This is a genomic window from Enterococcus sp. DIV1937, assembly GCF_050535975.1.
Taxonomy (GTDB): domain Bacteria; phylum Bacillota; class Bacilli; order Lactobacillales; family Enterococcaceae; genus Enterococcus; species Enterococcus faecalis.
On sequence record NZ_CP172909.1, the window covers coordinates 1,175,303 to 1,189,561 of the forward strand.

The window sequence follows — 14,259 nt, forward strand, 5'->3', positions numbered from 1 at the left end:
AAGTGCATAAAGAATTTAACGAGAAGAGGTGAGGCAAGTGCCTTCATTTAAACAATTTCAATTTCAACCTTTTATCAACGAAGCACTCGCAGAAAAAGGGTTTGAAGAACCAACAGAAGTCCAAGAAAAATTAATCCCAATCATTAAGAAAGGGAAAAGTGTCATTGGACAATCGCAAACAGGAAGTGGAAAGACGCATACTTTTTTACTTCCATTAATGGATAAAGTTAAGCCAACTATCGACGAAGTACAAATTGTGATTACTGCGCCTAGTCGTGAATTAGCCAATCAAATTTATCAAGAAGCGCAGCAACTGGCTCGTTTCAGTCAACCAGAAATTCGAGTGTCAAATTTTGTTGGCGGAACAGATAAACAACGTCAATTAAATAAATTAAAGCATCAGCAACCTCATGTGGTGATTGGTACACCAGGGCGTATTTTAGATATGATGAATGAACAAGCCTTGAAAGTGCATACGGCTTTTGCCTTTGTTGTCGATGAAGCAGACATGACATTAGATATGGGCTTTTTAGCAGAAGTCGATCAAATTGCGGGTCGTTTGCCAGAAAAATTACAAATGCTCGTTTTTTCTGCAACCATTCCAGAAAAATTACGACCATTTTTAAAAAAATATTTAGAAAATCCAGTGATTGAACATATCAAACCAAAAGCAGTTATTTCAGAAACAATTGACAATTGGTTGATTTCCACCAAAGGAAAAAACAGCAATCAAATAATTTATCAATTATTGACTATCGGGCATCCTTATTTAGCGATTGTTTTTGCAAATACTAAACAAAGAGTTGATGAAATCACCGATTACTTAAAAGATCAGGGCCTAAAAGTTGCCAAAATTCATGGAGACATTACACCACGCGAAAGAAAACGTGTGATGCGTCAAGTTCAAAATCTTGACTACCAATATGTAGTAGCTACTGATTTAGCCGCACGTGGGATTGATATTGAAGGGGTTTCACATGTCATCAATGCAGAAGTTCCACATGAATTGGACTTCTTTATCCATCGGGTTGGCCGCACAGGACGTAATGGATTGAATGGGACTGCCATAACATTATATTCACCAGCAGATGATGAAGCGATTACTCAGATTGAGCAGTTAGGTGTTTCTTTCAAACCAAAAGAAATTAAAAATGGTGAGATTGTAGAGACGTATGATCGTAATCGTCGAACAAAACGAGAAAAATCTCGAGAAGAATTAGACCCAACGTTAATTGGTTTAGTGAAAAAGAAAAAGAAAAAAATTAAACCAGGATACAAGAAAAAAATTAATTGGGCAATTGAAGACAGCAATAAGAAAAAACGTAAAATTGAACGTCGTCAAAAAGATCGTTCTGCTAGGAAAGCAAAAAAGAATTCTTCTAACTAAAAACGTTGTGGATTATAAAAAGTAAGGGACTAGAATCGTAAAGATTTTAGTCCCTTACTTTTTATATGATAAATATTTAAGTCACTTTTAAAATAACTCTTTTTTAAAAGTAGTTATCGTTAAAAGTAGAGAAAATTACCGATTAATTGTAAAGATTTTTGTCGAAAACATCAAAATGTTAGTGTTAAACATCAACATTTTGATGTTTTCTCGAGAAAAAAATAATAAAATTACAGAATTTTTGGCGTGTTTTAGCAAAAAGTAGGAAGTTTCGGCACTTTTTTTGTTAAAAAATCAGCTTTATTAGTTGATATTAAAGGAAATTCATTTTTTTTTACGGAGGATAAAAAAATTTTACACACAAAAAAAATCATTTTCTAATATAATATAAATAACCACCAAAATAAAGAATAAAGGAGCGAAGAGAGATGAAGATAAAAAGGTGTTTATTAACCAATCGATGGAGAAAACACGCGATTTGGTAACGTATTTTGATTGGTGCGTTTAGTTATTGGTAGCAGAAAGAGTTCTAGGAGGAAAGAAGAAATGAGAAGGATTTTGGTATTAACAAAGAACATTTTAGTTGAGCAAACATTTCAGCAGCAATTACAACATTTAAATTATGAAGTCTTTTGTACGAACTGCTGTGAAGAAACTATAGAACATGAGTTAACTTTTTTTAATTATTTTGATGCAATTGTATTAAGCGAAACACTATCTCAGAACGATTGCTTGAGATTATTAGGAAGTCTTTCATCGTTAGAGAAGCCGATTTATCGACGTTCACAATCGATGTGTAATAAACGTGAAGCAGAGATTTGGCAGGAAAGAGGTATTATCCGGTGGTTAGGCCTCAAAGATTCATTGGAAGATATTCGTGAAAAAATTGACACGGTCGATCAAAGTTTTGCCGAAGTCACAGCCGAGCTACTTGATGACCAAGTAAAAAAGATTCGCTTTACAAAAAACGAACAACGCTTTTTAAAAATCTTGTATCAGCATGCCCACGAAGGGTTGGATCGTGATCAAATTTGTCGCTTGCTTTGGCAGAAAGAACCAGATGCTTCTACAAAATCGCAGCTGTCTTTCGTATGTAAACGAGTGAAACAAAAATTTAGTGATGCAGGTATGAACGAAGAGATTATTACAACCTCTTGGGGAAAAGGGTATCAAATAAATGAACAAATTTTGCCTTATTTAGAGCAAACGTTATTTGAAACAGCTCAGTAAGGAAAGATTCCTACGAAAACAATTGACTTTTTAGCAGATCTTTCTTATACTTTTGACTATAAGCTAAAGGATATGAGGAATCTTATTTTGATCACAGAAAGCCGTTCATTGCTGAGAGAAGGGCATCAGATAAATTTACTTGCTCCCTTTAGATGGACTTGATAGAAATATCAACGCGACTCTGCGTTATAGAGCTTAAGAGGTAATGATCCAACATCATTGCAATCAAGGTGGTACCGCGAGCAATCGTCCTTGACTGCAATGGTGTTTTTTGTGTTCACAATCTGCCACTTAAGAGGGTACAAAATATAAATAGTTAATTATTAATAGAAAGTAGGAAAATCAATGAAAGAATTAACAAGTAGTCAAGTTCGTCAAATGTATTTAGACTTCTTTAAGTCTAAAGGACATTCAGTAGAACCAAGCGCTTCTTTAGTACCAGTAAACGATCCAACATTATTATGGATTAACTCTGGTGTTGCGACCTTGAAAAAATATTTTGATGGCTCTGTTGTGCCAGAAAATCCAAGAATTACGAATGCTCAAAAATCTATTCGTACAAATGATATTGAGAATGTTGGGAAAACGGCTCGTCATCATACAATGTTTGAAATGTTAGGGAACTTCTCAATTGGAGATTATTTTAAAAATGAAGCGATTCACTGGGCCTGGGAATTTTTAACTGGTGCTGAATGGCTTGCTTTTGACCCAGAAAAATTATATGTGACTGTTTATCCGAAAGATACAGAAGCAAAACGCATTTGGCGTGATGAAGTTGGTTTATCTGAAGATCATATTATTGATGTAGAAGATAACTTCTGGGATATCGGTGCTGGTCCAAGTGGTCCGGATACGGAAATCTTTTATGATCGCGGCGAAGAATTTTTAGATATTCCAGAAGATGATCCAGAAAATTATCCTGGTGGCGAAAATGAACGCTATTTAGAAATTTGGAACTTAGTGTTCTCTGAATTTAACCATACACCAGAAGATACGTACGAACCATTACCACATAAAAACATTGATACGGGCATGGGCTTGGAACGTGTTGTATCTATTATTCAAGATGCACCAACAAATTTTGAAACTGATTTATTTATGCCAATCATTCATGCGGTAGAAGCTTTAGGAACCAACGTGAAATATGGAGATGCACCACAAACGGATGTTTCCTTTAAAGTGATTGCTGACCATATTCGTGCCTTATCCTTTGCAATTGGTGATGGTGCGCTTCCTTCAAATGAAGGTCGTGGCTATGTGTTACGTCGTTTATTACGTCGTGCGGTAATGCACGGGAAAAAATTAGGCATTAATGAAGCCTTTTTATACAAATTAGTGCCTGTTGTTGGCGAAATCATGGTAAGCTACTATCCAGAAGTATTACAACAAAAAGACTTCATCGAAAAAGTGGTTCGGACAGAGGAAGAACGTTTCCATGAAACCATCAATGAAGGTTTAAGCATGTTAAATGAGGTTATTAAAGAAGTTAAAGATGCAAAAGGCGATACATTAGATGGAAAAATTATCTTCAAACTTTATGATACTTTTGGCTTCCCCGTAGAATTAACGGAAGAAGTTGCGGAAGATGAAGGCTTGAAAGTCGATCATGCTGGGTTTGAAACAGAAATGGAAGCACAGCGTGAACGCGCTCGTTCTGCCCGCAGTAAAGAAACTTCAATGGGTGTTCAATCTGCTTTATTAACAGATATTAAAGTAGAAAGTAAATTTGTTGGCTATACAGAATTAACACATGATAGTGAATTATTTGTTATTATTCAAGGTGACGCACTAGTAAATGAAGCATCTGCAGGAACAGCCGAATTAATTTTTGCTGAAACACCATTTTATGCTGAAATGGGTGGACAAATTGCTGACCGCGGCTATGTAAAAAATACCGCAGGGGAAGTCGTTGCCAACGTGGTGGATGTGAAAAAAGCACCAAACGGTCAATTTTTACACAAAGTAGAAGTTTTGGCGCCATTAGCAGAAGGCCAAATTTATCAATTGCAAGTGGACGAACGGATGCGGACACGTATTTTGAAAAATCATACGGCAACCCATTTATTGCATCGTGCTTTAAAAGATGTGTTAGGGGAGCATGCCAACCAAGCAGGCTCATTAGTTGCACCAGGACATCTACGTTTTGACTTTACTCATTTTGGGCAAGTTACATCAGAAGAACTAGCGCGGATGGAAGCCATCGTTAACGAAAAAATTTGGGAAGCTATTCCTGTTGTCACAATTGAAACAGATATTGATACAGCGAAAAACATGGGCGCAATGGCGTTATTTGGCGAAAAATATGGCAAAGAAGTCCGTGTAGTTAATATTGGGGATTACTCTATCGAATTATGTGGTGGAACACATGTTGCTAATACAGAAGATATCGGGATTTTCAAAATTGTTTCTGAATCTGGGATTGGTGCAGGAGTACGCCGTATTGAGGCAGTGACGAGTAAAGAAGCGTATCAACTTTTACAAGAAGAAGAACGTCAATTGAAAGAGATTGCTACACTAGTTAAATCACCTCAATTAAAAGAAGTGGTTACGAAAACAGAGCAATTGCAACAACAATTACGTGATCTACAAAAAGAAAACGAACAATTGGCTGGCAAATTAGCGAACCAACAAGCTGGTGACATTTTTAAAGATGTCAAAGACGTCAACGGTGTTCGTTATATTGCCGCTCAAGTCAATGTTAAAGACATGAATCAATTACGCCAATTGGCTGACCAATGGAAACAAAAAGAATTGTCTGATGTACTAGTTCTAGCAACTGCACAAGATGAAAAAGTAAGCTTGTTAGCGGCTATGACAAAAGACATGAACGGAAAAGGCTTAAAAGCCGGTGACTTAATCAAAGCAATTGCGCCAAAAGTTGGCGGTGGCGGCGGTGGTCGTCCTGATATGGCTCAAGCTGGTGGGAAAAATCCAGCAGGGATTGCGGATGCCTTAGCAGAAGTTGAAAACTGGTTGGCAAATGCCTAATTAAAAATGTTTTCCCTATTATTAATATAAGGAGAATGCTCTTTATAGCAATAATGACAGCCCTCTTCAAAGTTATGAAATTGATTTTGAAGGGGGTTCTTTTTTATAAGTGATTAGGGAGAGAAAACAGTAGATTGCACGAATGTGTAAGTTTTCATCTTCAATTGACAATGGTATAATAAGCAACGGAGGAATCAAAAATATGAATGAAAATCAATTATCAAAACGTCTCGCAACGGTTGGTGATTTAATCCCTAGAGGAAGTCGCTTAGCAGACATTGGTTCAGACCATGCTTATTTACCAGTTGCTTTAATGTTAGAAAATAAACTGTCTTTTGCTGTGGCTGGGGAAGTGGTAGAAGGCCCTTATCAATCTGCCAAAACCCAAGTCAGTAAATCCAATTTGACGGATAAGATTATCGTACGTTTAGCGAACGGGCTAGATGCAATTGAACCTGAAGATCAAATAGACGTCATTAGTATTTGTGGAATGGGCGGCACATTAATCCGAGATATTTTAGAAGCTGGACGCAAAAAAAATCGTTTAACAGGGAAGGAACGCCTTGTTTTACAACCGAATATTGGTGAACCAACTTTACGCCGCTGGTTAATGGCAAATGACTACAGTATTATTGATGAAACAATCGTGGAAGAAAACCGTAAATTGTATGAAATTATCGTAGCCGAAAAAACAGAGCAATCCGTTTCTTATACGGACCAAGAATTACTATTTGGGCCAGTTTTAATTAAAAAACAAGGACCGGTTTTTACTAAAAAATGGCAACGAGAATTAAAACAGCGCAAAACTGTTCTTGCACAACTAGCAAAAGCAAGTGGAGAACATATTGAAAAGCAAGCGAAACTACAGCAAGACCAACAATTAATTGAGGAGGTACTGGCCAATGGCTGTGAACGGTAAGACATTGATTCGACGCTTCAATGACTATTGTCCCGAATGGTTAGCAGAAACGGGAGATCCTGTGGGCTTGCACATTGGTACGTTAGATAAACCAATTGAAAATGTGATGGTTACCTTAGATGTTCGTCCTGAGGTCGTTGCAGAAGCAGTTGAGAAGCAGGTTGATTTAATTATTGCGAAACACCCACCTATTTTCCGCCCAGTTAAGCGATTAACCACAGATAATTTTCAAGAAAAAATGTACGCTGATTTATTAAAACACGATATTGCTGTTTACGCAGCGCATACTAATATGGATATTATTGACAATGGGCTAAATGATTGGTTTTGTGAATTATTGGGAATTAAACAGACCACCTTTTTAACTAAAACACATACTGTTCCTTATAAAAAATTAGCCGTTTTTGTGCCAATTGATGAAGCTCCGCAAATGAGAGAAGCTTTAGGTCTAGCTGGCGCCGGGTCTCAAGGTGATTATTCTAAAACAAGTTACTCTTTAATTGGAACAGGACGTTTTACACCAACACAAGGAGCAAATCCCACGATTGGCGAAATTGGTCAAGAAAGTGTCGTCCAAGAAGCAAAAATCGAAGTGATTTTCCCTGAAACTAAACAAGAACAAGTTCTTGCAGCTATGTTACAAGCGCATCCTTATGAAGAACCGGCGTATGATGTTTATACCATTGAAAATCAATCAAAAGAATTTGGTTTAGGTCGGGTTGGAGTATTAGACAAGCCTGTGAGACTCTCTGATTTTGTACAGCAAGTCAAGGAAGCTTTCCAATTGGATGGCTTGCGGGTCATTGCAAAAGATGATACTAAAATGATTCAACGGGTAGCCATTTGTGGTGGAAGTGGTGAAAAATTCTATCATGATGCATTACGTAAACAAGCCGATGTCTATATTACTGGTGATGTGTATTATCATACGGCACATGACATGATTGCTGAAGATTTACCAGTCATCGATCCTGGTCATTACATTGAAGCGCTTTGTAAGCCAAAACTTGTGGAATTAATGAATCAATGGAAACAAGAAAATGAGTGGGCTGTATCCATTTTTGAATCAGAAGCGAATACCAACCCATTTCGTTTTAAATAAAAAAATGAAGATTAAAGGAGTGTTCTTTTATGTATGAAAATTTATTACCTCGTTTTTTACGCTATGTGAAAACAGAAACACGCTCAGATGCAACAAGCACAACGACACCATCAACACAAACACAAGTAGCCTTTGCACAAACCTTAAAAAAAGAATTAGAAGAATTAGGGATGAACGATGTTATTTATAACGAAACAAATGGTTTTGTGATTGCTACGTTACCTAGTAACGTGGAGAAAGACGTTCGTTCAATCGGCTTTATTGCCCATATGGATACCGCTGATTTTAATGCAGTGAATGTTTCTCCGCAAATTGTTGAGAACTATGACGGAGAATCAACGATTCCTTTAGATAAAGAAGGCAAATTCACTTTAAATACGAAAGACTTTCCTAACTTAAAAAATTATCGTGGTGAAACACTTATCACAACAGATGGTACCACTTTATTAGGGGCTGATGATAAATCAGGTATTGCGGAAATAATGACAGCCATGGAATATTTAATTAATCACCCAGAAATTAAACATGGCACCATTCGTGTGGCTTTCGGTCCTGACGAAGAAATTGGTGTAGGTGCCGACAAATTTGATGTCGCTCAATTTAACGTGGATTTTGCTTATACAATGGATGGCGGACCAGTAGGTGAATTACAATTTGAAACGTTTAATGCGGCGCAAGCAGAAATTACAATTCAAGGGAAAAACGTTCATCCAGGAACAGCAAAAAATACAATGATTAATGCGTTACAATTAGGAATTGATTTCCATAATGCCTTACCTGCTGACGAAGTTCCAGAAAAAACAGCAGGTGAAGAAGGCTTTTATCATTTAGCAGCGTTTGCTGGAACGCCAGAAGAAGCTACAATGACGTATATTATTCGCGATCACAATCGCGAGATTTTTGAAGCACGTAAAGCTAAAATTAAAGAAATTCAGCAAACATTGAATGCACCATTTGATGAAGAACGAATCAAAGTTGATTTATTTGATCAATACTATAATATGCGAGAAGTGATTGAAAAAGATATGTCCATTGTCGAAATTGCTAAACAAGCAATGGAAGAATTGTCAATTCAACCAATTATTGAACCAGTTCGCGGTGGAACGGATGGCTCAAAAATTTCTTATTTAGGGATTCCAACACCAAATATCTTTGCTGGTGGCGAAAATATGCATGGCCGTTTTGAATTTGTTTCATTACAAGCCATGGAAAAAGCGACCAATGTGATTATTAAAATTGCTGAATTAAATGCAAAATAAATGAGGCACTCAATAGGAAAGTAAGAAAACGGGCAACCGAGAACTTACTTTCCTGTTGTAGTTTCATGAGTCGTTGAAAATTTTTTTGCAATTAGAATCAGAACAAGGTATCCTAGTACAGTAACTAGTTAGGAGGCCAGAAAGAATGCTTCAGTGGATAGTAATCATTTATTTCCTCGTCATTAATTTAGTATTGTTTAGTATGATGGGTTATGATAAAAAACAAGCAAAACGTGGGGACTGGCGTATTCCAGAACGCCGCTTATTGACGATAGGACTTGTCGGTGGCGGTCTAGGTGGGCTAATGGGACAAAAGAAATTTCATCATAAAACTCAAAAACCAGTTTTTGCATTGTGTTATTCAATTGGCGTAATCGCGATGATTAGTTGCATCTATCTAACGTTTAAGTAAGAACAAAAAAGGAGAAGCGATGAAAGGAAAAGTAAAAATTGGCTTAAATATGTTGTTAATGATTATCGTTTTAGGCGTAATCTTTTATGTCATGGATAATTCATTAAGTGATATTTTTGCTCAACTGATGGAAACGAGTTGGCTGGTGCTGATTGCTGTTATTTTTTTTGGAGTAGTTTATCAATTTGCAGAAGGGCGCTCAATCAAGGAAATAGCTCGTTATTTTAACAAAGACTTTACAACAGTGGATGGTTTTTTTACTTCTTGTTATGTAGCATTTTATCGGATTATTTCATTTGGCACGGGAACCTTGCTTTCAGAAATTTATTTTTATAAGAAAAAAGGAATTCCTGTTTCTAAAAGTGTGGGAATAACGGCATTACATATGATTATGTACAAAGCAGCCGTGATTTTTTTAGCAATTATTGGTTTGATTATTCAATTTTCCCTGTTTTATGAAAATGCGCCTAAAATGATTCCATTCATTTTAGCAGGTGTTATTTTAACATTAGTAATAATTGCAGCATTACTTATTTTATCTAGTAGCTTAAAGTTGCAAGTTTTATTGGTTAAGTTTGCCAATCGTTGGTTTAAACGACCAAAACTAAGAGATTGGGTGGATAATTGTAATTTACAAATCTATTCCTTGCGGGCAGCTGTCCAAACAATTACACAAGATCGCTCAGCGTTGCTTCGAATCTTTTCATGGAATGTATTTAAATTATTATTTTGGTACATTATTCCTTACATTGTTTTAGTAGAAAATCACCCGAATATTGATTTATTATTAGTGATGTCCTTTACCAGTTTTGCTGTTATTCTTTCAGGAGTTATTCCGACACCTGCTGGCATTGGTCCATTTGAATTTGTTTACTTATTGTTGTTTAAACCATTGGTCGGCAATGTTGATGCTGTAGCATCTGTTTTACTGTATCGATTTGGTAGCTTTGTGTTACCCTTTTTGATTGGCTTGGTTTATGTCGCCATTGAGAAACGAAAATCATTACGCATTGAGATTGAAGAAATAAAACGTCAAACAGATGAATAAGGTAGAACGAGAAAAAGAGCGACTCTTTTTCTCGTTCTTTTTTTTAAAAGGAATTGACTTGTACGAGGGATGTCTTATAATAGACTTAATACATGACTAAAAAATATTTTTTTGAACTAATAAAAATTATGGTAAAGGGGTGGCGAAAATTATTGCTGATTGTACAGCAGTGCTGTTATGCGGCGGGAAAAGTTCACGGATGGGATTTGATAAAGCATTATTGAAAATTCAAGGCCAATACGTGATCTTGCAAACAGCTGAAAAGTTAATGGAACTGTTCGAAGAGGTTATTTTAGTAACGAATGATAGTCAAAAATTTCCTAAGGCGTTTAGAAAATGCACAATCATTCAAGATATGTATCTTGGAAAGGGGCCATTAGGTGGGATTGTGACAGCAATGAACTATACTCAGAAAGCTGAAGTGTTTGTAATTGCCTGTGATATACCAACTTTTTCTCCTAAACTTGTGTATCAGTTAGCCTCTAAGCGTGGACAAAATCAAGTAACAATCTTTGACTTTGAAGGTCGTCAAGAACCATTATTTGGCTTTTATCGATGTTCTTGTTTACCAACATTTCAAAAACAGCTTGCGCAAAATAACTATCAGATTCGGCAAGAATTTGAGCATCTATCTGTAAAAACGGTGCAACTATCAAAAGAGAATCAACTTAAAAATGTCAATCGAAAAGAAGAATTGTCTCAGTGGTATCGATAAAAAGGAGGAATCGTAATGGATTTTTTCAGTAGTGAAGAAATAGTTGCAAGCTTAGGTGATAAGGCAGAAATGAAAGGGAAATTATCGTTTGTTCGACTCTGTATTTTAGGCATCATGGCTGGTTTTTGTATTGCACTAGGTTACTTGGCGTTTATTCGTATCACTGGAACTGCCCCCACAGAATGGGGAAGTTTTAACAACTTTCTGGGTGGAGCTTTATTTCCAGTTGGATTGATAGCGCTTACTTTTGTTGGTGGTGAGTTAGCAACAGGCAATATGATGGTAATGACATTAGGCGTATTACAGAAAAAGGTTCGAGTGGGCGCTCTTTGTTATAACTGGCTAGTTGTTTTATTGACCAATTGTCTAGGCGGATTTCTTGTGGCGTATTTATTTGGCCATATTGTTGGGTTAACTGAAGGTGCGTTTCTGGATAAAACAGTCGCAGTTGCTCAGGCGAAAATTGCTGATCCACCGCTAGTTGCTTTTGTTTCAGGGATTGGCTGTAATATTTTTGTTTGTTTAGCGGTTTATCTCGGAGCGTTGGCAAAATCATATTTAGGTAAAATGTTTGGCTTATGGTTTCCTGTCATGGTTTTCGTTGTTTGTGGGTTTCAACACGTGGTCGCCAATGCGTTTATTATTCCAGCGGCAATTTTTTCACAAAGTACCACAATCAGTTGGTGGGATTATTTGCAGAATACATTATGGGTATTTTTAGGCAATGCAGTAGGTGGCAGTCTTTTTATGGCCGTACCATTGATCTTTATGACAAAACCAGCAACTGTCAAACCAAGAGTTGAGAAAACGATTCAGACGGAGGAGCTCTATGGCAATTGAGGTACCAAATATGATTCAAATTGGATCTACTGGTCGGAATAGTGGCAAAACGACATTAGCCGAAGCCCTTATTAAACAGTACCAAGAAGTCTATCCAATTTATGGCTTGAAGATTATTACGATTAGTGGTCAACGAGGGGTGTGTCAACGAGGCACAAAAGGATGCGGAATTTGTACCAGTATTACAGCTGGTTATGAATTAGTAGAAGAGCAAGAGACGATTGGCAATAAAGATACCATGAAATTATTAGCTGCAGGTTGTCAAAAAGTTTTTCTATTGAAAGTTTTTCAAGAAAATTTGGCGGAAGCCATTCAGCAATTTCTGAAAGCTGTGCCGGCCCAAGCATTAATCATTTGTGAATCAAATTCATTACGTAATGTTGTGCAGCCAGGACTATTTCTTATGATGAATAACCAGAATCGCCAAAAAGAATCAGCAAAAAATGTTATAGATAAAGCCGATTTTTGTTTACTATCTGCTGAAATACCAAAAGAATTGCGTATCTATTATCAAGGAGAACAACTTCAAGTTTCACTAAAAAGGGGGAATAAAAAGGAATGTGTGCATTAAGCTTAATTGAAAAAGAAGCGATTATTCTAGAAAACGATGCTGATCCACAACGAATTTTAAATATTTTAATTGAATTACAATTTGCTTCAGAAGAAGGGTATATCGATCAGGAGACAGCTCAATTAGTTGCAGAGCATCTACATTTAACGGAAGCGCGAGTCTATGAAATCGTCAGTTTTTATGCCATTTTAAAGACGGAACCGCAAGCGAAGTATGTCTTGAAGATTTGTAACAGCACACCGTGTCATTATACTGGTGGGGCGATGGTTGCCGAAGTTTTAGAAACCATTTTAGAAGTGCCAGAGAATCAGCCGACACCAGATGGCTTATTTATGTATCACAGTATTCCTTGTATCGGGGCTTGTGATTTAGGTCCAGTAATTAAAATTAAGGACACCGTTTTTAGTCAACTAACCGAAGAGAAAATTTATCAATTAATTCAACATTTACAAAATGATTGCTATGAAGGACTGTAGGAGGTGAGTCAATGCTTAAGAGAAACCAACCAATGTTATTAGAGAGAATGGGAAAAATGCAATCTGCGACCGATGTTGCTGAATATTGTAAATACGATGGATTTGATGGTTTAAAAAGAGCAATTTCACTATCGGATGAAGAAATTTTAAACGAACTGGATGTTGCTCACTTAAGAGGTCGCGGTGGAGCAGCCTATCCTTTAGGAAAAAAATGGCGCCATCTTTATCATGCAAAAGGAACCACAAAGTACATTGTTTGTAATGCTGATGAAGGCGAACCAGGGACCTTTAAGGATAAAGTACTTTTATCTGAAGATCCATTGAGTGTGATTGAAGGAATGATCATTGCTGGCTATTTATTTTCAGCAAAAGCAGGTTATATTTATATGCGAGGAGAATATCGCAGAATTCAAAAAACATTTCAAGAAGCACTCGATAATGCACGACAAGCTGGCTTTTTAGGGGAAAACATTTTAGGAATTGAAGGATTCAATTATGATATTACGATTATTTCTGGTGCTGGCGCCTATATTTGTGGGGAAAACTCAGCACTTTTAAATTCAATTGAAGGAAAAACGGGGCGGCCGCGTGTTAAACCACCACACTTAGCAGATGTTGGTTTATATTTGCAACCAACATTAGTAAATAATGTTGAATCATTTGCAAGTGTTCCTGTAATTTTACGAGAAGGTGGACAAGCCTTTTTAGAGATGGGTACTGCCGATGGTGGCGGCACAAAGCTAATTTGTTTGTCTGGACATATTAAAAATCGGGGCTTATACGAGGTCAACCTTGGAACACCATTAGAAGAAATAATTTATGGCGAGCAATACGGCGGAGGCTCTGCAACTGGTCGACCATTAAAATTTATTCACTTCGGTGGACAATCCGGTCCAATTGGTGCTGTCGCAACGTTAAGGGATTGTTTGTATTCTTACGAAGATTTATGGGCGCATGATTTATCTGTCGGCTCTGGCGCAATTGTAGTAATGGATGATTCAGTCAATGTTGTGGACTATTTAGTACACGTGGCGGCCTTTTTTGCTCATGAGTCCTGTGGTAAATGCACCCCTTGTCGATTGGGAACAACTAGGATTTTGGAATTATTGAGTAAATTCAATCGGAACGAGGCAACAGCTAGTGATTTGCCGCGATTGGAAAAGATGCTCACGCATGTCACGCGATTATCAGCTTGTGGTTTGGGACAATCCGTCGCAAATCCAATGAAGAGTGCATTGGCTTTGTTTCCAGAAGAATTTGAAACGACTGCTGAAACAGAAATCTATGTCACCAGCAAAGGAGGTTGGTAAAA

The 14,259-nt window shown here is 37.0% G+C and carries 13 protein-coding genes; all 13 read left to right on the forward strand.

The genetic code is table 11. The annotated features are described in order from the left end of the window. Window positions 1-28: 28 nt before the first annotated feature. The 13 genes from IGL13_RS05725 (at window position 29) to IGL13_RS05785 (ending at window position 14,257) form a co-directional block, all read left to right on the forward strand. Window positions 29-1,387 carry a DEAD/DEAH box helicase gene (locus IGL13_RS05725; protein WP_002385937.1) on the forward strand — a complete coding sequence of 453 codons (1,359 nt, stop codon included), beginning with the start codon at window positions 29-31 and terminating at the stop codon, window positions 1,385-1,387. 546 nt (window positions 1,388-1,933) lie between these two features. Continuing rightward, window positions 1,934-2,617 carry a helix-turn-helix domain-containing protein gene (locus tag IGL13_RS05730; RefSeq protein ID WP_002381934.1) on the forward strand — a complete coding sequence of 228 codons (684 nt, stop codon included), beginning with the start codon at window positions 1,934-1,936 and terminating at the stop codon, window positions 2,615-2,617. 345 nt (window positions 2,618-2,962) lie between these two features. Then, complete coding sequence (gene alaS, locus IGL13_RS05735; RefSeq protein WP_002366615.1) at window positions 2,963-5,605, forward strand: alanine--tRNA ligase; 2,643 nt, start codon at window positions 2,963-2,965, stop codon at window positions 5,603-5,605. A gap of 202 nt (window positions 5,606-5,807) precedes the next feature. Then, complete coding sequence (locus IGL13_RS05740; protein ID WP_002357733.1) at window positions 5,808-6,524, forward strand: tRNA (adenine(22)-N(1))-methyltransferase; 717 nt, start codon at window positions 5,808-5,810, stop codon at window positions 6,522-6,524. Then, the gene (locus IGL13_RS05745; protein WP_002378327.1) at window positions 6,508-7,626 is read left to right on the forward strand and encodes a Nif3-like dinuclear metal center hexameric protein; all 1,119 of its coding nucleotides are present in this window, start codon (window positions 6,508-6,510) and stop codon (window positions 7,624-7,626) included. The genes IGL13_RS05740 and IGL13_RS05745 overlap by 17 nt, the downstream gene beginning before the upstream one ends. A gap of 29 nt (window positions 7,627-7,655) precedes the next feature. Next, window positions 7,656-8,885 carry a peptidase T gene (gene pepT, locus IGL13_RS05750; protein WP_002378325.1) on the forward strand — a complete coding sequence of 410 codons (1,230 nt, stop codon included), beginning with the start codon at window positions 7,656-7,658 and terminating at the stop codon, window positions 8,883-8,885. Between the two features lie 145 nt (window positions 8,886-9,030). Next, window positions 9,031-9,297 (forward strand): DUF1294 domain-containing protein, encoded by a 267-nt coding sequence (locus IGL13_RS05755; RefSeq protein ID WP_002357729.1) that lies wholly within the window; start codon window positions 9,031-9,033, stop codon window positions 9,295-9,297. A 19-nt stretch (window positions 9,298-9,316) separates the two neighbouring features. Further along, window positions 9,317-10,345: a lysylphosphatidylglycerol synthase transmembrane domain-containing protein gene (locus IGL13_RS05760; RefSeq protein ID WP_002360426.1), complete on the forward strand. Its 1,029-nt coding sequence runs from the start codon at window positions 9,317-9,319 to the stop codon at window positions 10,343-10,345. Window positions 10,346-10,484: 139 nt separating this feature from the next. Continuing rightward, window positions 10,485-11,060 carry a molybdenum cofactor guanylyltransferase gene (gene mobA / locus IGL13_RS05765; RefSeq protein WP_002361748.1) on the forward strand — a complete coding sequence of 192 codons (576 nt, stop codon included), beginning with the start codon at window positions 10,485-10,487 and terminating at the stop codon, window positions 11,058-11,060. 15 nt (window positions 11,061-11,075) lie between these two features. Beyond that, window positions 11,076-11,900 carry a formate/nitrite transporter family protein gene (locus IGL13_RS05770; RefSeq protein ID WP_002361749.1) on the forward strand — a complete coding sequence of 275 codons (825 nt, stop codon included), beginning with the start codon at window positions 11,076-11,078 and terminating at the stop codon, window positions 11,898-11,900. Continuing rightward, complete coding sequence (locus tag IGL13_RS05775) at window positions 11,890-12,471, forward strand: hypothetical protein (RefSeq protein ID WP_002378323.1); 582 nt, start codon at window positions 11,890-11,892, stop codon at window positions 12,469-12,471. The genes IGL13_RS05770 and IGL13_RS05775 overlap by 11 nt, the downstream gene beginning before the upstream one ends. After that, window positions 12,459-12,947, forward strand: a complete 489-nt coding sequence (locus tag IGL13_RS05780; RefSeq protein ID WP_002357722.1) for an NAD(P)H-dependent oxidoreductase subunit E — start codon at window positions 12,459-12,461, stop codon at window positions 12,945-12,947. Before IGL13_RS05775 ends, IGL13_RS05780 begins: the two co-directional genes overlap by 13 nt. Window positions 12,948-12,958: 11 nt before the next feature. Beyond that, window positions 12,959-14,257: a complex I 51 kDa subunit family protein gene (locus IGL13_RS05785; protein WP_002415578.1), complete on the forward strand. Its 1,299-nt coding sequence runs from the start codon at window positions 12,959-12,961 to the stop codon at window positions 14,255-14,257. The last annotated feature ends 2 nt before the right edge of the window (window positions 14,258-14,259 follow it).